At 63.9% G+C, this 17820-nt stretch carries 22 protein-coding genes; 10 read left to right on the forward strand and 12 right to left on the reverse strand.

Translation table 11 applies throughout. From position 1 onward, the window contains the following. Positions 1-45: 45 nt before the first annotated feature. The 4 genes from trhO to FZF13_RS15315 all read left to right on the forward strand — a co-directional run bounded on the left by trhO (position 46) and on the right by FZF13_RS15315 (position 3315). On the forward strand, positions 46-975 hold the full coding sequence (gene trhO / locus FZF13_RS15300; protein ID WP_024925824.1) for an oxygen-dependent tRNA uridine(34) hydroxylase TrhO: 930 nt from the start codon (positions 46-48) through the stop codon (positions 973-975). 150 nt (positions 976-1125) lie between these two features. Then, positions 1126-1845, forward strand: coding sequence for a tellurite resistance TerB family protein (locus FZF13_RS15305; protein WP_024925823.1), 720 nt, complete (start codon positions 1126-1128; stop codon positions 1843-1845). 340 nt (positions 1846-2185) lie between these two features. Beyond that, positions 2186-2941, forward strand: a complete 756-nt coding sequence (locus tag FZF13_RS15310) for an SDR family oxidoreductase (protein WP_024925822.1) — start codon at positions 2186-2188, stop codon at positions 2939-2941. A gap of 83 nt (positions 2942-3024) precedes the next feature. Then, on the forward strand, positions 3025-3315 hold the full coding sequence (locus tag FZF13_RS15315; RefSeq protein ID WP_024925821.1) for a hypothetical protein: 291 nt from the start codon (positions 3025-3027) through the stop codon (positions 3313-3315). Positions 3316-3387: 72 nt separating this feature from the next. On the opposite strand, the gene FZF13_RS15320 is transcribed toward FZF13_RS15315, so the two are convergent. Beyond that, on the reverse strand, positions 3388-3696 hold the full coding sequence (locus tag FZF13_RS15320; RefSeq protein ID WP_024925820.1) for a Kazal-type serine protease inhibitor family protein: 309 nt from the start codon (positions 3694-3696) through the stop codon (positions 3388-3390). Continuing rightward, positions 3693-4901, reverse strand: a complete 1209-nt coding sequence (locus FZF13_RS15325) for a pyridoxal phosphate-dependent aminotransferase (protein ID WP_024925819.1) — start codon at positions 4899-4901, stop codon at positions 3693-3695. Before FZF13_RS15325 ends, FZF13_RS15320 begins: the two co-directional genes overlap by 4 nt. Before the next feature lie 83 nt (positions 4902-4984). Here FZF13_RS15325 and FZF13_RS15330 point away from each other — a divergent pair, with 83 nt between their 5' ends. From FZF13_RS15330 to denD, 4 genes are all read left to right on the forward strand, one after another. Then, a complete protein-coding gene (locus tag FZF13_RS15330) occupies positions 4985-5662 on the forward strand; it encodes a GNAT family N-acetyltransferase (protein WP_024925818.1) in 678 nt (225 codons plus the stop codon). A 206-nt stretch (positions 5663-5868) separates the two neighbouring features. After that, on the forward strand, positions 5869-6846 hold the full coding sequence (locus tag FZF13_RS15335; RefSeq protein WP_150978956.1) for a cation diffusion facilitator family transporter: 978 nt from the start codon (positions 5869-5871) through the stop codon (positions 6844-6846). Positions 6847-6908: 62 nt separating this feature from the next. After that, positions 6909-7115 carry a hypothetical protein gene (locus FZF13_RS15340; protein WP_024925816.1) on the forward strand — a complete coding sequence of 69 codons (207 nt, stop codon included), beginning with the start codon at positions 6909-6911 and terminating at the stop codon, positions 7113-7115. A 1-nt stretch (position 7116) separates the two neighbouring features. Next, positions 7117-8082 carry a D-erythronate dehydrogenase gene (gene denD, locus FZF13_RS15345; RefSeq protein WP_024925815.1) on the forward strand — a complete coding sequence of 322 codons (966 nt, stop codon included), beginning with the start codon at positions 7117-7119 and terminating at the stop codon, positions 8080-8082. 32 nt (positions 8083-8114) lie between these two features. Here the strand turns inward: denD and FZF13_RS15350 are convergent, their stop codons facing one another. The 4 genes from FZF13_RS15350 to FZF13_RS15365 form a co-directional block, all read right to left on the reverse strand. After that, on the reverse strand, positions 8115-9254 hold the full coding sequence (locus tag FZF13_RS15350) for a nickel/cobalt transporter (RefSeq protein ID WP_024925814.1): 1140 nt from the start codon (positions 9252-9254) through the stop codon (positions 8115-8117). A gap of 6 nt (positions 9255-9260) precedes the next feature. After that, positions 9261-9929 carry a DUF1007 family protein gene (locus FZF13_RS15355; protein ID WP_024925813.1) on the reverse strand — a complete coding sequence of 223 codons (669 nt, stop codon included), beginning with the start codon at positions 9927-9929 and terminating at the stop codon, positions 9261-9263. A gap of 83 nt (positions 9930-10012) precedes the next feature. Next, on the reverse strand, positions 10013-10912 hold the full coding sequence (locus tag FZF13_RS15360; protein WP_024925812.1) for a LysR family transcriptional regulator: 900 nt from the start codon (positions 10910-10912) through the stop codon (positions 10013-10015). A gap of 4 nt (positions 10913-10916) precedes the next feature. After that, on the reverse strand, positions 10917-12116 hold the full coding sequence (locus FZF13_RS15365) for an amidase (RefSeq protein ID WP_024925811.1): 1200 nt from the start codon (positions 12114-12116) through the stop codon (positions 10917-10919). Between the two features lie 537 nt (positions 12117-12653). Here FZF13_RS15365 and odc2 point away from each other — a divergent pair. After that, positions 12654-13787 (forward strand): ornithine/lysine decarboxylase, encoded by a 1134-nt coding sequence (gene odc2, locus FZF13_RS15370; RefSeq protein WP_024925810.1) that lies wholly within the window; start codon positions 12654-12656, stop codon positions 13785-13787. A 95-nt stretch (positions 13788-13882) separates the two neighbouring features. Then, the gene (locus FZF13_RS15375; protein WP_024925809.1) at positions 13883-14458 is read left to right on the forward strand and encodes a GNAT family N-acetyltransferase; all 576 of its coding nucleotides are present in this window, start codon (positions 13883-13885) and stop codon (positions 14456-14458) included. 102 nt (positions 14459-14560) lie between these two features. On the opposite strand, the gene FZF13_RS15380 is transcribed toward FZF13_RS15375, so the two are convergent. The 6 genes from FZF13_RS15380 to fliR form a co-directional block, all read right to left on the reverse strand. Then, on the reverse strand, positions 14561-14845 hold the full coding sequence (locus FZF13_RS15380) for an SCP2 sterol-binding domain-containing protein (RefSeq protein ID WP_024925808.1): 285 nt from the start codon (positions 14843-14845) through the stop codon (positions 14561-14563). Between the two features lie 230 nt (positions 14846-15075). Beyond that, positions 15076-15606 carry a hypothetical protein gene (locus tag FZF13_RS15385; protein ID WP_024925807.1) on the reverse strand — a complete coding sequence of 177 codons (531 nt, stop codon included), beginning with the start codon at positions 15604-15606 and terminating at the stop codon, positions 15076-15078. Between the two features lie 12 nt (positions 15607-15618). Then, positions 15619-16029: a hypothetical protein gene (locus FZF13_RS15390; RefSeq protein ID WP_024925806.1), complete on the reverse strand. Its 411-nt coding sequence runs from the start codon at positions 16027-16029 to the stop codon at positions 15619-15621. 5 nt (positions 16030-16034) lie between these two features. Further along, positions 16035-16580 (reverse strand): rod-binding protein, encoded by a 546-nt coding sequence (locus FZF13_RS15395; protein ID WP_024925805.1) that lies wholly within the window; start codon positions 16578-16580, stop codon positions 16035-16037. A gap of 88 nt (positions 16581-16668) precedes the next feature. Further along, complete coding sequence (locus FZF13_RS15400; protein WP_024925804.1) at positions 16669-17055, reverse strand: hypothetical protein; 387 nt, start codon at positions 17053-17055, stop codon at positions 16669-16671. A gap of 4 nt (positions 17056-17059) precedes the next feature. Continuing rightward, entirely contained in the window at positions 17060-17812 is a 753-nt protein-coding gene (gene fliR, locus FZF13_RS15405) for a flagellar biosynthetic protein FliR (RefSeq protein ID WP_024925803.1), read from the reverse strand. Between the last annotated feature and the right edge of the window lie 8 nt (positions 17813-17820).

Consider the following 17820-nt stretch of genomic DNA (forward strand, 5'->3'; position numbering starts at 1 on the left):
CCCCGTGCTTGTGTCCACAGGCGCGAGGGGGTACGGACGTGCCCGATGAACCAATCCGCGCCGCCCAGACCCGTTCGCGTCGCCGCGCTCTACCGCTTCGCCAGGCTTGCCGACCACGAAGCGCTGCGCGCGCCGCTGGCCGCTTTCTGCTGCGGACACGGCATCAAGGGCACGCTGCTTTTGGCGCATGAAGGCATCAACGGCACCGTCGCCGGCAGCGCCGAGGCCATTGCGGCGCTCATCGAACATCTTGAATCCATTGCGGAATTGTCCGGGCTCGAGGTCAAGTATTCGGAAGCGGCCGAGATGCCGTTCCATCGCATGAAAGTGCGGCTTAAGCGCGAGATCGTCACCATGGGCGTCTCGGACATCGACCCGCTCGGCGCTGTCGGCACCTATGTCGAGGCCAAGGACTGGAACGCGCTGATCTCAGATCCGGGCACCGTCGTCATCGACACCCGCAACGACTACGAGGTGTCATTGGGCACCTTCGAGGGTGCGATCGATCCGCAAACCAAGAGTTTTCGCGATTTCCCGCAATGGGCGCGCGACCACAGCGCCGAGCTGGAAGGTAAGAAGGTCGCTATGTTCTGCACCGGCGGCATCCGCTGCGAGAAGGCGACCGCCTATGTGAAATCGCTCGGTTTCGACGAGGTTTTCCACCTCAAGGGTGGCATCCTGAAATATCTCGAAGACGTACCGGAAGACGCAAGTCTCTGGAAAGGCGAGTGTTTTGTCTTTGACGAGCGCGTCTCCGTCTCGCATGGGCTGGCCGAGGGCGAGGCTGAGCTGTGCCGCGCCTGCCGGCATCCGCTGACGCCGCAGGAGCGGGCTTCGCCTCATTACAAGGCCGGCATCTCGTGTCCGCATTGCCATGAGGCGCGCTCCGACGACGACCGCGCCCGTTATGCCGAGCGCCACCGCCAGGTCGAACTGGCCGCCCGGCGCGGCGACCGCCGGCATATCGGCAGTTGATCCCGGCATCTGGCCGGCGGCACGAAAGCCCGTTTGGGGGGCCTTCCATGCGCATGCGACGCAGCAAGAAAGGCGCCGATGTCATTGTAATGTTGCCTTCGCCCGCCTACCTCTGCGGATGAAAACCGCCGAGACAAGCTGGAGCCCTTGATGTTCGACCCCAAGAAACTGCTCGACGATCTTCTGAGCTCGCAAGTTCCCGGCGCCACCGGAACCGTGCGCGACAAGGCAGGCCAGGCCGTTCAGATGGCCAAGGACAATCCGCTGGCCGCCGGCGCCTTGGCTGCCGTGCTTCTGGGCACCGGCGCGGGGCGTCAGGTGACCGGCACGGCCGTCAAGCTTGGCGGTCTTGCCGCCATTGGCGGGCTGGCCTACAAGGCCTACCAGAACTACAAGGCCGGCCAGAAGCCGGCCGATGTCGCCAGGGAGCCGGAATTGTTGCCGCCGCCGGCCGGCGACAGCTTCGATCCGGCTCAGGCGCCGCAGGGCGAGGCCGAATTCGCGCTGACCATCGTGCGCGCCATGATCGCCGCCGCCAAGGCGGACGGCCGTATCGACGAGGCGGAGCGCGGCAAGATCATCGACAAGGTCGGCCTGTCGGGCCTCGGCGCCGAGGCCACCGACTTCCTTCGGGATGCGCTGGCGGCGCCGACGGATGTCGACGCGCTCGCTGCCGCCGCGAAGACCGAGGCGCAGAAGATCGAGCTCTACACCGCCTCGCGTCTCGCCATCGACCCGGACACACGCGCCGAGCGTGGCTATCTCGACATGCTGGCCGGACGGCTCAGCCTGCCCGACGCGCTGGTCGATCATATCGAGGCGACCGTCGCCTCGGCAAAAGCGCCGGTCGGCGTCAATCCGAAGTGGTAGGAAGCTGACGCGACAGCGCAAGGTTGACCGGCGCCGGCTGCGTTAATCTTTCGTTAACCAGTCAGGCGCATCATTTTAAGCATCGGATCGGCTATCCTCCTCCCAAGCTGGTTCAGACTGGGCGGTCGCCAATGACCGCCCTTTTTGTTGGCCATCTCCATCCATCCCTCTGATCCTCGCGCCGCGGCTTGCCACGGCGGCATTCATTTGCCATGCCTCGGTCTCTGTTGAGCGCCGCACCCTATCGTTCGCCCAAAGGACGCTCTAACACTTTAAGTTGGCGCCCGATCCTGTCCGAAAACCGTTCCGATTTTCGGGGGCATGCGCCGGGGAGGACGGCATGACAATCAAGGGCACGGCAATCGTCACCGGCGCGGGTACCGGCATCGGCAAGAGCGTTGCGACAGCCTTGCTGAAGGACGGCTGGAACACGGTGTTCTGCGGCCGGCGCAAGGCGGTGCTCGAGCCCGCAATCGCGGCTGCCGGCAAGACCAAGGCGGCGGCGCTGGCGGTCGCCTGCGACATCACCAAGCCCGACCAGGTCGAGGCGCTGTTCAAGACGACCACGGATGCGTTCGGACGGGTCGACCTGCTCTTCAACAATGCCGGCATGGGTTACAAATCGACACCGATCGACGAAATCCCGGTCGAGGTCTGGAACGACATCGTTGCCGTCAACCTGACCGGTTCCTTCCTGTGCGCCCGCGCCGCCTTCGGCGCCATGCGTCGGCAGACGCCGATGGGTGGGCGCATCATCAACAACGGCTCCGTTTCGGCACAGGTGCCGCGACCGGGCTCCGTGCCCTATACAGCGACCAAGCACGCGATCACCGGCCTTACCAAGACGCTGGCGCTGGACGGCCGTCCCTTCGACATCGCCTGCGGGCAGATCGACATCGGCAATGCGCTGACCGAAATGGCCGTGCCGATGACGGTGGGTGTACCTCAGGCCAATGGCACTATCGCGGCGGAAGCGGTGATGGATGTCGAACGTGTCGCCGAAGCCGTGGTCTATATGGCCGGCCTGCCGCTCGACGCCAACGTGCTGTTCATGACGGTGATGGCGACCAAGATGCCGCTGGTCGGGCGAGGCTGATAACGTCGCCGCGGATAAAAACGGGTCTAAATTGGCCTGGTACAGAAATTCTGCCAGAGTGTCGTCTGACGTCGGGGGTGTCGATGAGCAAGTTTTCGGATATTTGGGTTTTAAAGCGCGTAGACGTCGAGAAATTGGCAATCGTTCTGTGGAGGCTAGCACTAGTTATTTTCACGATGAGAATTGTTTTAGAGTCGTTGGGTACGACTATTTGGCTTCTTCTTGTTCCCAAAACTCCAGCTGTTCTCGGTGCGTCGGCATCGATCGTCGCCTTTGGAGGGGTAATGAGTGCGGCGACCTTAGTGCTTCAGTTGTTGGCAGTGCGTCTTATCGTTGAGGTTGCGCTGCGCTTGACTAAAGTGCAAAGCACCTAATTCTTGGGTGATAGGCTTTCCGGCAGTGCCGGGATTGGTTGAATGAGTGCAGCGCCATTGGTCTGACGGTATTCAGCACTCCCCATCCTTGAGCTTGGCAGCGCCTGCGGCGCGGCGTGCGCAATCGTTGCCGTAGGTCTTGCCGTCGCAACCGCACACCGGCTGATATTGCTCCGTGCAAATCTCAGGCCTCTGCATGCAAATGCCCATGCGATCAGCGCGGCCACATTGGGTCTCGACCGGAAACTCGCAGAATTGGCTGGCACTACAGGAGAGGCCCCTTATGCCGCCGCAGGCTTTTATCGGCTCATCGGCCGACACCTGAAACGTGCCAACGAGAAACACCAGCGATATCAGCCCGAACAGGGTTGTACCTCTCATGGGGTGCCTCCCGTCTTTGCGTTCGCGATCAGGAAATCGCCGATCCTTTGCAGGGCACGGGCGATGTTGTCTTCCGAGTTGGCGTAGGAAAGCCGCATGTAGCCTTCGCCAAGCACGCCGAAATCCGGTCCGCCGATCAGAGCTACGCCCGCCTCTTCCAGCAGCGCGGAGGCAAGTTTCTTGGCTTTCCAGCCGGTGCCGGAGATGTTGGGGAAGGCGTAGAAGGCGCCCTTCGGCGTGATGCAGGAAATGCCGGGCAGGGCATTCAGGCCCTCCACCACCAGCTTGCGGCGGCGATCGAAGGCCCGCATCATGGCGGCGACTTCGTCCTGCGGGCCGTCGATAGCGGCGATGCCGGCATATTGGCTGGGCGCGTTGACGCAGGACCAGCAATTGACCGCCAGCTTGCGCACCTTGTCGTAGAGATGCGCGCCCTTGTCGCCGTTCGGCCAGATCGACCAGCCCATGCGCCAACCGGTCATCGCCCAGGTCTTCGACCAGCCGTTGAGCACGATCAACCGGTCGCGGATTTCCGGGAAGGTGAGCAGCGAACAATGTCGCTCGCCGTCATAGGTCATCACGTCGTAGATCTCGTCGGAGAGGATCGCGACATGCGGGTGCCGTTCCAGCCCTTTCACCAGCTTCTCGATCTCCGTACGTGGCGTCACCCCGCCCGTCGGATTGGCAGGCGAGTTGAGGATGAGCAGGCGCGTGGTGGGTGTGATCAGCGCCAGCGTTTCGTCGGCGGAGAAGGCAAAACCGTTTTCCTCGCGGATCGGCACCGGCACCGGCCGGGCGCCGGTGAATTCGATCATCGAGCGATAGATGGGAAAGCCGGGATCGGGATAGAGGATATCGGCGCCCGCTTCGCCGAACATCAGGATGGCGGCGAACATGGTCGGCTTGCCGCCGGGAAGGATCATGACGTTGTCGGGCGAGACTTCGACGCCGGTGGTGGCGAGCGTGCGGCGCACCACCGCCTCGCGGGTGGCGGCAAGGCCGGTGGCCGGCGTATAGCCATGGTGGCCGTCGCGCAGCGCCTTGATGGCGGCCTCGACGATGTGTTCCGGCGTGCGGAAATCCGGTTGGCCGATGCCGAGATTGACGATGTCGCGTCCCTGCCCGGCAAGCGCGGTAGCGCGGGCGAGCACCGCGAAGGCATTTTCCTCGCCGAGGCGATCGAAGGCAGGGATTGTGTGGATCATTTTGTTGGTCCAGCTGGTGCTAGTTGCGCATCCGTGTTTTTTGAAAGGGTGCGCGAGCCCTGTCAAACGTTAAGGAGCCAATGGTGTCCGAAGATCTGAAGAACTGGCAGCCGCGCCCGCGTCCGGAGCGCAAGGTGCTGGAAGGCCGTTATGTGCGGCTGGAGCCGCTGGACGCGGCGCGGCACGGCGACGGCCTGTTCGAGGCCTCCTCGGTGACCGACGCCGACGGCCGCTTCCGCTGGCTGTTCGAGGTGCCGCCGGAAAGCCGGGCGGCGTTCCAGCCCTGGCTGGACAAGGTGGAAGCCAGTAGCGACCCGCTGTTTTTCGCGGTGATCGACAAGGCGAGCGGCAAGGTCGCCGGCCGGCAGACGTTGATGCGCATAGAGCCCGCCTTTGGCGTGATCGAGATCGGCAACATCTATTGGGGGCCGCTGATCGCGCGCAAGCCGGCGGCGACCGAGGCACAGTTCCTGTTCGCCCAATATGCTTTCGACGAGCTCGGCTACCGCCGCTACGAGTGGAAGTGCAACAACAACAACGAACCGTCAAAGCGGGCGGCGGAACGCTTCGGCTTCAGTTTCGAGGGTATTTTCCGCCAGCATCTGGTGGTCAAGAGCGAGAACCGCGATACGGCGTGGTACTCGATCATCGACAAGGAATGGCCGGCGCTGAAGAAGGCTTACGAAGCCTGGCTGGACCCGGCCAATTTCGACGCCGCCGGGCAGCAGAAGCGGCGTCTGGAGGCGTTCCGATCACATTGACGGCTGCTGAGCCGAACTTAAATGACTCGGTGCGAAAAGCGTGGTCCATAGGGCGGGCAGGGGATTTTTAGTTGAATTTTATCCTTAGCCGGCTGGTTTCTGAATATCTTGTACTAAAGTCGAAGATTAGTGGCCGCTGGATGGCAGCGGAATGCTTCTATATCCAAATGAATTGATTTAAGTTCCCCCGCCAAGAGGGTTGGCTGATGGGATATGATCATTCGCACGACCACGGTTCGTACAGCCAAGACCATGATGCAGGCGGGCACGATCTTGGTGCCGCCGACAAGAAGCGCGTTCTCGCCGCGGCGGTTCTGACCGGTGGTTTCATGGTCGCCGAAGTGATCGGCGGCCTGCTAACCGGTTCGTTGGCGCTGCTTGCCGATGCCGGCCACATGCTGACCGACGCAATCGCGCTGGGGCTCGCCTGGTACGCCTTCCATCTCGGCGAGAGGCCGGCCAACGGCCGGCACACCTATGGTTATGGCCGCGTCAAGACGCTGGTCGCCTATACCAACGGCCTCGCAATCTTCCTGGTGGCGTTGTGGATCTGCTACGAGGCGTGGCGGCGCTTCCAGGCGCCGCTACCGGTGCTCGGCGGGCCGATGCTTGTGGTCGCGGCGCTGGGCCTGGCTGTCAATGTCGCGGGCTTCGTGATCCTGCATGGCGGCGACCGCGGAAGCCTCAACATGCGCGGTGCGCTCCTGCATGTGCTGGGCGATATTTTGGGATCGCTGGCCGCCATCGTCGCGGCGCTGGTGATCCTGGCAACCGGCTGGACGCCGATCGATCCCATCCTGTCGGTGTTGGTGGCCGTTCTGATCCCGTCGACGGCCTGGAACCTGATGCGGGCGGCCGCACATGTATTGCTGGAGGGAACGCCGGCGGGACTCGACCGCGACGCCATCGTCAACGACCTCCAGGACAATGTGCCCGGCGTGCGCGAGGTTCATCACGTGCATTTGTGGTCCATCGACGGGGCCCGCAACATGGCGACGCTGCATGCCAGCCTGAAGGACGGCGTGGACGCGCATGTCGCCGTCGACGCCATAAAAAGCCGCCTGCGTGCCGGGCACGACATCAGCCATGCGACCGTGGAAATCGAATTCGACCGCCGCGCCGAGGACGGCCGCCCGCGAGAGGCCGTGCGTGGCGTCTCACCGCAGCCCAGGCACCTGCATTGAACGGCAGGCTGTGCTAACGAGACGTCGACAAACGGAAACCGAGACCCGGGATCGGACCCACCATGGACCGCGAAAGCAAGCGCTCGGCCATCGCCGCGCTGTCGATCATGCTTCTGTTCGGCGTGACGGCCTTCTATCTTCCAACGATCATGCTAGCGATCGGCAATATCTCGACGGTGCTGGCCGGCATTGTCGCGGTGCTGTTCGTGGCGGCCTTCTTCCTCGTGTTCTGGCTGCGCAGCCGCGCCCAGCGGCGAAAGGGAAACTGATATGCGCGTGCTGATCACCGGTGCGGCCGGTATGATCGGCCGCAAGCTCACGACGCGACTGGCGAAGGACGGCGCGCTGCGCGGCAGGCGCATCGCAGCGCTAGACCTGCATGATATCGTGGCGCCGAAAACGCCTGTCGCGGCCGGCATTTCGACCACCATCCACACCGGCGACCTTGCCGCGCCCGGCGCGGCCGACGCGCTTTTGAGAACGCGCCCAGACATCGTCTTCCATCTGGCCGGTGTCGTCTCCGGGGAGGCGGAAGCCAATTTCGACCTCGGCTACCGGGTCAACCTCGACGGCACGAGAGCACTGTTCGACGCGATCAGGGTGGCGGCTTACAATCCACGCGTCGTCTTCACCTCGTCGATCGCCGTGTTCGGCGCACCGTTTCCGCCGGTCATTCCCGACGATTTCCACGCCACGCCGCTGACCTCCTACGGCACGCAGAAACTGGTCGGCGAGGCGCTGCTGGCCGACTATTCGCGACGCGGCTTCTTCGACGGCATCGGCATTCGCCTGCCGACGATCTGTGTCAGGCCCGGCAAGCCGAACAAGGCCGCTTCCGGTTTCTTCTCCGGCATCATCCGTGAGCCGCTGAACGGCGTCGAGGCGATGCTGCCGGTGCCGCGTTCGGTGGTGCACACCCATGCCAGCCCGCGCTCGGCGGTCGGGTTCCTGATCCGCGCCGCCGAGATCGACGGCGCGACCGTAGGCCCGCGCCGCAACATCACCATGCCGGGTGTCGGGGTCAGCGTCGCCGAGCAGATCGAGGCGCTTGGCCGCGTCGCCGGTGTAAAAGCGGTCGCGCTGATCCGCGAGGCGCCGGACGAGGCGGTGTGGGCGATCGTCAAGAACTGGCCGACCCGCTTCGAGGCACGCCGCGCACGGGAACTGGGTTTCGAAGCGGAGACCAGTTTCGATGCTATCATCCATGCGCATATCGAGGATGAACTGGGCGAGTAGGTGTTTTTCTCCACCGCAAGGGGAGACAGCGCTTAAGCTCGCAGACTGGCCGTCAGCAGGATAAGGCCGAACAGGAACACCATCGCCGCGCCGCCGATTTCGATGGCGGAATGGACGCGGTTGCCGAAACGGCCGTCGCCGGCCAGCATCACGGCCCAGTCCTTGGCCGTCACTGCCAGCGTGGCGAGCAGGGAGACGGTGATCGCCGTTCCCACCGCCATCGCCAGCACCGACAGGATGCCGCCAGCCCACAGGCCGTTGAGGAAGGCGAAGGACAGCACGATCAGCGCGCCGGAGCAGGGCCTGATGCCGACGGCGGCAACCGCCGTCCAGGCGCTGCGCCAGTCGAAGCGGTCGCCGGCGAGCAGGGTCGGGTCGGGTGCATGCGAATGACCGCAGCTCTCGCAGACCTGGCCCGGGCCATGATCGTGATGATGGTGGTCGTGGTGGTGATGATCATGGCCGGCATGATCGTGGTGATCGTGCCCGTGGTCATGATGGTCGTGGGCGGAATGGTCATGCGAATGTGCCGCGCGGGCATGACCATGGTCGGCATGGCTGTGGCCGCCGGCATGGGCATGCGCGGCTGACAGGCTGTAGGTGGGTGCCGCGCCGAACAAGCGCTTCACCGCCGGGCCGAGCTTGCGCCACAATAGCCAGGCGCCGAAGACCGTCACGAAGGCGTAAGACGCGATCTCCAGGAACCAGGCGGTGTCGGTCATCGAGATCGAGGTGCCGCGCAGCACGAAATAGGCAAGCAGCATCACCACGATGGCGGTGATCGCCTGCAGGAAGGCGGAGATGAAGGAGAGCAGGATGCCGCGCCTCAGCGCCACTTCATTGGCCAGCATGTAGGAGGAAATCACGGCCTTGCCGTGGCCAGGGCCGGCGGCATGGAAGATGCCGTAGACGAAGGACAGGCCGATCAGCAGCCAGAGTTTCGAACCGTCCTGGCGCATCGCTTTGATGGCGTCGGCGAGCGCGTGGTAGAATTGTTGCTGGCGCAAGTTGACCCAGGTCAGGAAGCCGGAAAACAGGCCGGTGCTCGGCGCCATCGCGTCATTGGTGCCGATGCCCAGCGAGCTCTGCGCGTGGGCGTGGCCGGCCAGCTGCGCCGTCACGAAGGCCGTCGCCAGCAGGCAGAAGATCAGGCGTGTCGTCGTCTTGGTCACGGGGGGTTACCCTTCTGGCCGACAGTTCAACTCGAGTTTGGTCGCGAAGATCTTGCTCATGTCCGTGCCTGTCGGATCGTTGAAGAACGCTTCCGTCAGGGTCTTCTGGTTCTGGGCGATCGCCTGGTCCGGGTCCGGCCGGATGACGGAGCGGTTGCAGGAGGAAGGCAGGTCCTTCACCGAGAGGTTGGTATCGTCGGTGAAGTCGATGGCGGTATAGAAGGTCGGATCGTAGACGCCGAGGTCGATCTTGCCTTTCAGCCTGAGTGGTTGCTGCGGCTGGTCTTCGAACAGAACGATGAGCTGGTTGTTGTCGAAGGAGGCGACGATGTCGGCCGGCGCCTTCATCTTGACGTCCTTGCCGTCGACGGTGACCATCTGGAAATAATTGTACTCGGCCAGCGACGCCTTAATGGTGTTGGCCACTTCCTTCAGCTCGGCATCGTCGAGCTTGAGGTCGGAATTCTTGTCGAACTCCATCAGCACCGTCGAGGAGAACAATTCGTCGAAGCGCCAGAGGTGGCGCAATGCCGCGATCGACTGATGGTCGGGGGAAAGCACGACGTCGAGGCGGGCCTCGGCAAAGACGTGCGGGTGGACCATGGCCGGCACCGTGCCGGTAAGCAAGGCGCCGAAGGCCGCGGCCGTAGTGGCTATTCGTCCCCGGACGTTCATGGACCCTGGCGATTCCTTCGGATGAGCATGGCCCCGAGGGTTACCAGAAACCGGGCGAAAGTGGGACCGGGCTAACGAAAATGTTATGACGTTTCGTGCGTCTTGAACCACTGCACCATGAAGTCGACGAAGACACGCACCTTCGCCGGCAGGTAGCGGCGGTGCGGATAGACCGCGAAAATGCCGCCGTTGAAGTCGATGCGGTCCTCGAGCAGCGAGATCAGCCGGCCGCTCTTGATTTCCGGTGCGGCGACGAAATCCGGCAGCAGGGCAAAGCCCAGGCCGGCGAGGGCCGCCATGCGGGTGGTGATGGGGCTGTTGACCATCATCGGGCCGCTGATCGGAACACTGGTGATGTCGCCGTCGTCGCCACGGAACGGCCAGTTGGAGGCCCAGCGGCCATTGGTGTCGACCACGCAGGGCATGTGCGCCAGGTCCTGAGGGCGGGTCGGCTTGCCATATTTGGCGATCAGCTCCTGCGAACCGCAGAGTTTCAGCGTAAACGGCGCCAGCTTGCGGGCGATCAGCGAGGAGTTTTCAAGCCGCGTGATGCGGATGGCGAGGTCGAAGCCTTCCTCGACAAGGTCGACGAAGCGATCGTCGAGATGCACCTCCAGCGAGACGTCCGGATATTGCCTGGCGAAATCGATCATCGATTGACCGACCGCCGCGTCCGCCATGGTGCGCGGCGCCGAAAGCTTGATCCTGCCGCGCACGTCGCCGGAACTGTCGCGCACCGCGTCCGACAGGCTGTCGATCTCGCGCACGATCTCGGAGGCGCGTTTGTAATAGGTATGGCCGGCCTCGGTCAGCGAGAACTGACGGGTGGTGCGATTGAGCAAGAGCGCGCCGAGTTCGTCTTCCAGTTCGCGCACATATTTGGAGAGCAGCGCCTTCGAACGGCCGATCTTGCGACCTGCGGCCGAAAAACCCTCCGCCTCGACCACGTCGATGAAGGCGCGCATGCGGGTGAGAGTGTCCATCGCGTCAGGCCTTTCCGGCTGTTTCGAGAATACGCCGCCCAAGCCGGACAAGCGCGAGGTCGCTGCCTTGCGGGCTGAGCAGCGAGATGCCGAATGGCGCGCCATCGACGGTTCCAAGCGGCAGCGTGATCTGCGGGAAGCCGGAAAGCCCGGACAGGCAAAGCAGATGCAAGGCACGCTCGCGATAGGCCTGCGTTTCGTCGAAACTCGAAGCTGCCAACGGTGCCGCGCCCGGTACGGTCGGCAGGACGAGGATGCCGTCGTCGCCGAGACGGTCGGCGAGTTCGGCGCGGAAGGAGGCGCGGCACGCGGTTTCGGTCGTCACGGTACCTTGGTCGATGCTGGCGCCATAGGCAAACCGCTCCTTGACGCCCGGACCGAGGCGGCGGTCACCCTCTTCGATCCAGCGGCCATGCGAACCCCAGGCTTCGGAAGCCTGCAGTTTGCGGAAGCACCAGTAGAGGTCGTCAAGGTCGTGGGTGAGGGCAGGGGCGATCTTGGATTCGCCGAGGATTGGCGCGATGGCGTCAATCATGCGGCGATATTCCGCCGCTTCCACATTGCCCAGCAGCAGGTCGTTGAGGGCTGCGAGGCGGAAGGGGCGCGGGTGAGCGAGGCTCACCGCATCCTCTCTCCCAAATAGCACCTCCGCCACCTTCTCGTAGGTCCCGATGTCCCGTGCGAACCAGCCGAAGGTATCGAAACTGGGCGCCAACGGCATGGTGCCTTCAAGCGAGATCGCGCCATGGGTGGTGCGCAGTCCGATCAGGCCGCAGAAGCTTGCCGGCGCGCGGATCGAGCCGCCGGTGTCGGAGCCCGTTGCGATGTCGGCAAGACCGCTGGCAACGGCCGCTGCCGAGCCCGAGGACGACCCGCCAGTGACACGGTTGGGGGCGGCCGGGTTCACAGGCCTTGGAAAATGGGCGTTCTGACCCATCAGCGAGAAAGCGAGCTCGTCGGTCTGTGTCTTGGCGACGAATCGCGCGCCGGCATCGAGCAGTTTTCGCACCGTGGGTGCCGTTTTAGCCGCTGCTGCGCCGTTTTCGCCCTTGTCGGGATTGCCGCAGCCGGTGACGTAGCCAGCGACGTCGAAAATGTCCTTCACGGCCAGGGACAGGCCGGCTAGCGGGCCGGATTGTGCATGGGAAACAGCCACTTGTGGCAAATCGAGGAAGGCATTGAAGGGGTCGCGCTGGCTGGGCATCGTTCAATATCTGGATACTGTGCGTCCACAGTCGTTCGACAGCCGAATTTTTTCAAGCCGGGGTTCGATTTTAATTGATTGTGAAAGCATGCGCGCCTATATCGCGCTTGCCCAAAGTCGCACGTGCCTGTGGGCGTCCCCCGACCCTCGAATGGCGAGGATATCGGGACGGTACCCGGGAAGTAACGAGCCCGGTCGGTTCAGCGGCCAACCGCCGATCCGAGGACGTCTTGAAGCAACGACGGTGCGGGCCTTTCTGGTGTTTTCCGGTTGTCCATAGACCGGGGTTACTGAAGAGGCACACCCTCATTGCCGGCAGTGCGGTTGGGATTTCCCATCCAAGCCAAGGCAGACAAAGCGGATCATAGCCGGGCAAGGCTAGGTCCATCGCCGCGAGACGGCTTTCCATGGTTCCGGGGTCTCCACCGGCTGGTACCATCGGATTTTCGTCCCGCCTTTGTTTGACCGCGTGTTCGCGAGGCAGAAGGCCCGCGTTCCGCACCTTTGCACGCACCGCCTGGTGCGATGGAGGTTCCGATGGCTACGCAACGTGTACTCGATTTCCTCGCCACCCGACGCCCCGAAGGCCCTTGCCTCGTCGTCGACCTCGATGTCGTGCGCGATAACTTCCGCGCCTTCGAGAAGGCGCTTCCCGATTCCCGGATCTACTACGCGGTGAAGGCAAACCCGGCGCCGGAAATCCTGCGCCTGCTCGCAGCGATGGGCTCGTCTTTCGACACCGCGTCGGTTGCCGAGGCCGAGATGGCGATGGACGCCGGCGCGCCCGCCGACCGCATCTCCTTCGGCAACACCATCAAGAAGGAGCGCGATATCGCTAAGGCCTATGCGCTCGGCATCCGCCTGTTCGCCGTCGACAGCGTCGAAGAGGTGGAAAAGGTGGCCCGCGCCGCTCCGGCCGCGCGCGTGTTCTGCCGCGTGCTGACCGACGGCGAAGGCGCCGAATGGCCGTTGTCGCGCAAGTTCGGTTGCGTGCCGGCGATGGCGGTCGACGTGCTGCGCCGCGCCAAGGTGCTGGGCCTCGACGCCTATGGCGTGTCGTTCCATGTCGGCTCGCAGCAGACCGACCTGACCGCCTGGGACCGTGCGCTGGGCGATGCCAAGCGCGTGTTCGCGACGCTTGCCGAGGAAGGCATCGTCTTGAAGATGGTCAACATGGGCGGCGGCTTCCCGACCCGTTACCTGAAGGATGTGCCGGCGGCGCAGGCCTATGGCCAGGCGATCTTCGGCGCGCTGCGCAAGCACTTCGGCAACGACATCCCGGAGACCATCATCGAGCCGGGCCGCGGCATGGTCGGCAATGCGGGCGTCATCAAGTCGGAAGTCGTGCTGATCTCGAAGAAGGCCGACAACGACAATGTGCGCTGGGTCTATCTCGACATCGGCAAGTTCGGCGGTCTCGCCGAGACGATGGACGAGGCGATCCGCTACCCGATCGTGACCGCGCATGACGGTGGCGAGGTGGCTCCCTGCGTGCTCGCCGGACCGACCTGCGATTCGGCCGACGTGATGTACGAGAAGGCGCCGTATCCGCTGCCTTTGTCGCTGACCATCGGCGACGAGGTGCTGATCGAAGGCACCGGCGCCTATACGACCACCTATTCGGCGGTCGCCTTCAACGGCTTCGAGCCTCTCCGATCCTACGTGATCTGACGGGCGCAAAGCTCGTCAGATCATCCCGCTCGCCGGCAGCAATGCCGGCGGTGGGTTCGCTTGTGGAACACCTCCGCTCGTGAAGGATCGCGGAAATGGACATCGCCAAAATTCTCCCGGCAGCGCTGCCTGCCTTCATCATCACCGCCGAGAACGGCGCCGACGCTGCCGCGCGCGAAGCGCTGCTCGACCGCGCCATGGGCGCGGGCCGTAAGCGCAAGTCGTCGGAAAAGCTGCGGCGCGGACGCCGCCCGTCCGAAGGCTTGGCTTTCGTTGCCCGCAACGAGACCGGTGCCATCGTCGGCACCGTGCGGCTCTGGGATGTGCGGCTGGGCGAGGGTGGTGCGCCAGCCCTGCTGCTCGGTCCGCTTGCGGTCGATCCGATGGTGAAGAGCGCCGGCATCGGCTCGGCGCTGATGCGGCAGGCGATCACTGAAGCCGGCAGGCTCGGCCATCGCGCCGTGCTCTTGGTCGGCGATGCACCCTATTACGGGCGTTTCGGCTTCTCGGCTGAAAAGACCGGTCGCCTGGCGATGCCCGGCCCTTATGAGCGCGACCGCTTCCTGGCGTTGGAGTTGGCGGAGGGCGCGCTGGACGGCGCGCACGGTACGCTGAAGGCCGCTGGGCGCAAGGCCGGCGAGCGGGCGGGAATGCGGATCGTGGCGGCCTGAAGGCGGCAGGTAGCTTTCAGCTCAATCTGCCGCCGTTATCATTGATTTCTGGCCGATACGCCAGGACAAGGCCGTGGTAGTATCTCGGCGATGGTCTTCGGGTCAGCCGACGAGCTGGCTCAGCGCCATGGCGACCGTCATGTCGCCCTCGACCTTCAACTTGCCGGTCATGAAGGCCATGGTCGGGTTGAGGTCGCCGGCAAGCAGCGATTCCAGATTGTCGAGCGAGAGCTTGATGGTGCAGTCAGTCGGGGCGTCGGTGGTCGAAACGGTCGCGCCGTCGATGACGATGACGCCGTCGGCGCCGGTATCGAACTTCACCGACTTGTCGAAGCCGGCGCTGGCAACTTTGGACTTGAGCTGATCTGCGATTTCCTGAACGCCCATGACTGTCTCCCTTGTTAACGGCGCATTTGCGCCAGTTGTGCAGTCCGGACCGTTCCGAACCCGTGCGGACCGGTGGCGAGCGCCTGCGCGCCCGAGCTTGTCGGCCGTCGAGCACGCATATAGCCTTTGATTGACGTTTACGTCAACGTGATTTCGGTGACAAATGCGGCGTGCCGATGGGGCTCACCGCACCAGCGATTTTGCCGCCAGAATGGACTGATCCGTGGAGCTCAGTGCGCGGATGTCGGCGGCGGAACCTTGTTCATCGCCGGTTCCGTCGGTTCTGCGCCGCTGCGCCGCTTGATGGCGTTGTCGCGCACTTCGTCCTTGCTGAGATAGTTGACCTGATTGACCAGGACCTCGTGGATCAGGTCAATGCCGACGCGGGCGTTGACGGTGTCGCGGATCGAATTGCGGAACTTGTCCAGATCGATCGTCGCCTGCTTGGAGAAGTCGATCTGCGGGTTGGCGTAGAGATAGGAATAGACCTGGTCGGTGATCAGCGCTGCGGCCGGTACTGACAGCTTGGCCATCTCTTTCGGCTCGACCGTGTAGACGAGCTTGGTCAGGAAATAACCCTCGACGGTCGAGTTGCGGATCAGCGGCACCGAGATGATCTCGGTCGAGACATAGTCCAGTCCGCCGAGCAAGGGTTTCGGTGGCGGATCGTCGCCACGCGCGCCGGCCGCCTGGAAGGCGTAGAAGACCGCGCCGACGGTGGCGGCGACGATCCATAGCGCTGCGATGACGAACTTGATCATGGGACGGGGCCGTTACGAACGCGCCCAGCCGAATTCGCCGGCGGAATAGGTGCCGTCGGTCTCGGCATACTGGATGGCGCTCTTCATCAGGTTCGCCACCTCGCTGACGGCGCTGAGGTGAGCGAGAAGGGCCGCCTCGTTGCGTTCCAGCTTGCCGCGCAGGCGCAGCAGGCCTTCCTGATGCTCGGAGGCGAGCTCCTCGGGGGTGACGGTCTTCATGACGCGGTTGAGCTCGTAGAGGCAGCGGCTCTTGCGCGCATTCGAGGCCTTCAGATCGAAATTCACGTCGGTGCGGATCGCCGCCGTTTCGGTCTCGACCGCTTCCTCGATGCGATTGATGATGGCGTTGAGGCTGCCGATCCTGGACACGTTGAGGTCGGAATGCGCAACCAGGCCAGAAGTGTGTTCCGAGTGATCCATCATCGTTCCTAAACCTTGGACTTTGTTTCAACGGGCGTCGCATCACCGCTCATCGTGCGGACCATGCGGCGCTGCATTTCCTGCACGAGCGAATCCGACAACCGGTTCTGCTCGTCGATCGCTGCTTTTTCCGGCCCGCCGGAGACGGTTCCGACCGGCAAGGTCTTTTCGCCATCGCGATAGTGGTCGGTCAGCATCGAGCGGGCGATGCCGATGCCGCCGCGCTCGGCCATGACGTTGGCGAGGTGTTCGGCCAGCTGCGATTTCCACATGTCGCCGGCCAGGCCCTTGCCGTAGACGTTCTGGCTATCCTTGGGCAGCATGTTCTGGATGAAGGTCTGCAGCACCATCGCTTCGAAGCGCTTGAAGTCCTTGCTGCGGTCGGTGCCGGCCGGTGGATCCGCGGGGCGCGAGGCCATGTCGCCGCCAAGCGAGAAGGCGACGTTGGCACCGCCGGCGCGCTTGGTCAGCGCGGCGCGCGCGGCCTCGACGTCCATCGGCTCCGCGGCGCGGGCCACGTCCAGTACGATGTCGCTGGGAGGGGAGATCGCCAAAGCTGTACCTTCTTCCGATTTCGGGTTGAGTGATGATGGCTGAACAAGCTTGCCGCAGGCTTACGAGGCAAAAGCGCCCCCGGCGTTGTCATCCGTCGCTGCCGCGCTTCATCTCGATCAGATCGAGCCGCTCGCGATCAGAGCGCTGGCGTTCATCCTGGCGCCGTGCGTCGCGATAGGCGCGCTCGACCATGTTGGTGCGGGCGGTGGCCGTGGCGAGGCTTCCGGCCTCGAGGCGTGCACCTTCGAGATTTTGGTCGCGCCGCGCCAGCGCCCCAGCGATGCGCTGCTGGTAGATTTCGGGAAACAGCGTCGATAGCGAATCCGGCGCGTCGAAACGCTGGGCGAGTTCCGCCGCTTCCTGTTCGGCGGTCTGCGCCTGCGCCAGGAAGCCGGCGCGGCGCATTTCGTGCAGAGCTCGCAACTGTTCCTGCACCTGCACCAGCTTCTTCAGGCGGTCCTTGCGCGTTGTCATCGCCTCACCTTGCCAGCGTCGTTTCGATGAAGCCGTCGCCGAACAGCGACAGCAGCGTCGGCACGGCGAAGTAGAACAGGATCAGGCCGCCGGCGATTACGAAGGGCAGCGAGATGAAGTAGATGGGGATCTGCGGCGTCAGCTTGTTGACGAAGCCGATCGCCAGATTGACCAGGATGGCGTAGGCGACGAAGGGGCTGCCCAGCCGCAGCACCAGCAGGAAGGCCTCGGAAAGCGTGTCGGTGACATCGACCAGCGAAGCCTGGCCGCTGAAGAAGACGTTGACCGGCGCTACCTTGTAGGACGCAACCAGCGCGCGGATCACCTCATGGTGGAAGTTGAGCGCGAACAGGAGCATCAGCGCCGCGAACGAGATCAACGCGGCAAGTGCCGCCTGCGGTTCGGGCTCCTCGATGGCCGGACCGCCGACGCCGCCATAGCCGATCAGCATGGCGATCGCTGCACCGATGAAACGCAGCGCCTCCATGTAGAGCCGGGTCAGGGTGCCGATCAGCGCGCCGACCAGAAGCTCGGAAAAGATCATCGGCACGAAGATGGCCGGCCGCATATCGACATGGGGATAGATGTTGTCCCACAGGAAGGCGAGCAGGCCGACAGTGACGGCCACCGCCGCGAACAGGCGGATCTGCATCGGCAGCCGGATGGAGGAAAGGCCCGGCATCAGCATCAGGCAGGCGCCGACACGGCAGAAGGCGAGGAACGCCGCCAGGATAAAACTTTGCGAGAGGGTGGTCAGTCCCATCG

This window comes from Mesorhizobium terrae (assembly GCF_008727715.1).
Lineage (GTDB): Bacteria > Pseudomonadota > Alphaproteobacteria > Rhizobiales > Rhizobiaceae > Mesorhizobium > Mesorhizobium terrae.

Coding starts and splice junctions, on each gene's coding strand:
- trhO (WP_024925824.1), top strand. CDS start 46: ATGAACCAATCCGCGCCGCCCAGACCCGTTCGCGTCGCCGCGCTCTAC.
- FZF13_RS15400 (WP_024925804.1), bottom strand. CDS start 17,055: ATGACAACGCGCAAGGACCGCCTGAAGAAGCTGGTGCAGGTGCAGGAA.
- denD (WP_024925815.1), top strand. CDS start 7,117: ATGCGCGTGCTGATCACCGGTGCGGCCGGTATGATCGGCCGCAAGCTC.
- odc2 (WP_024925810.1), top strand. CDS start 12,654: ATGGCTACGCAACGTGTACTCGATTTCCTCGCCACCCGACGCCCCGAA.
- FZF13_RS15375 (WP_024925809.1), top strand. CDS start 13,883: ATGGACATCGCCAAAATTCTCCCGGCAGCGCTGCCTGCCTTCATCATC.
- FZF13_RS15380 (WP_024925808.1), bottom strand. CDS start 14,845: ATGGGCGTTCAGGAAATCGCAGATCAGCTCAAGTCCAAAGTTGCCAGC.
- FZF13_RS15315 (WP_024925821.1), top strand. CDS start 3,025: ATGAGCAAGTTTTCGGATATTTGGGTTTTAAAGCGCGTAGACGTCGAG.
- FZF13_RS15360 (WP_024925812.1), bottom strand. CDS start 10,912: ATGGACACTCTCACCCGCATGCGCGCCTTCATCGACGTGGTCGAGGCG.
- FZF13_RS15390 (WP_024925806.1), bottom strand. CDS start 16,029: ATGATGGATCACTCGGAACACACTTCTGGCCTGGTTGCGCATTCCGAC.
- FZF13_RS15320 (WP_024925820.1), bottom strand. CDS start 3,696: ATGAGAGGTACAACCCTGTTCGGGCTGATATCGCTGGTGTTTCTCGTT.
- FZF13_RS15310 (WP_024925822.1), top strand. CDS start 2,186: ATGACAATCAAGGGCACGGCAATCGTCACCGGCGCGGGTACCGGCATC.
- FZF13_RS15340 (WP_024925816.1), top strand. CDS start 6,909: ATGGACCGCGAAAGCAAGCGCTCGGCCATCGCCGCGCTGTCGATCATG.
- FZF13_RS15355 (WP_024925813.1), bottom strand. CDS start 9,929: ATGAACGTCCGGGGACGAATAGCCACTACGGCCGCGGCCTTCGGCGCC.
- FZF13_RS15325 (WP_024925819.1), bottom strand. CDS start 4,901: ATGATCCACACAATCCCTGCCTTCGATCGCCTCGGCGAGGAAAATGCC.
- FZF13_RS15385 (WP_024925807.1), bottom strand. CDS start 15,606: ATGATCAAGTTCGTCATCGCAGCGCTATGGATCGTCGCCGCCACCGTC.
- FZF13_RS15335 (WP_150978956.1), top strand. CDS start 5,869: ATGGGATATGATCATTCGCACGACCACGGTTCGTACAGCCAAGACCAT.
- FZF13_RS15305 (WP_024925823.1), top strand. CDS start 1,126: ATGTTCGACCCCAAGAAACTGCTCGACGATCTTCTGAGCTCGCAAGTT.
- FZF13_RS15365 (WP_024925811.1), bottom strand. CDS start 12,116: ATGCCCAGCCAGCGCGACCCCTTCAATGCCTTCCTCGATTTGCCACAA.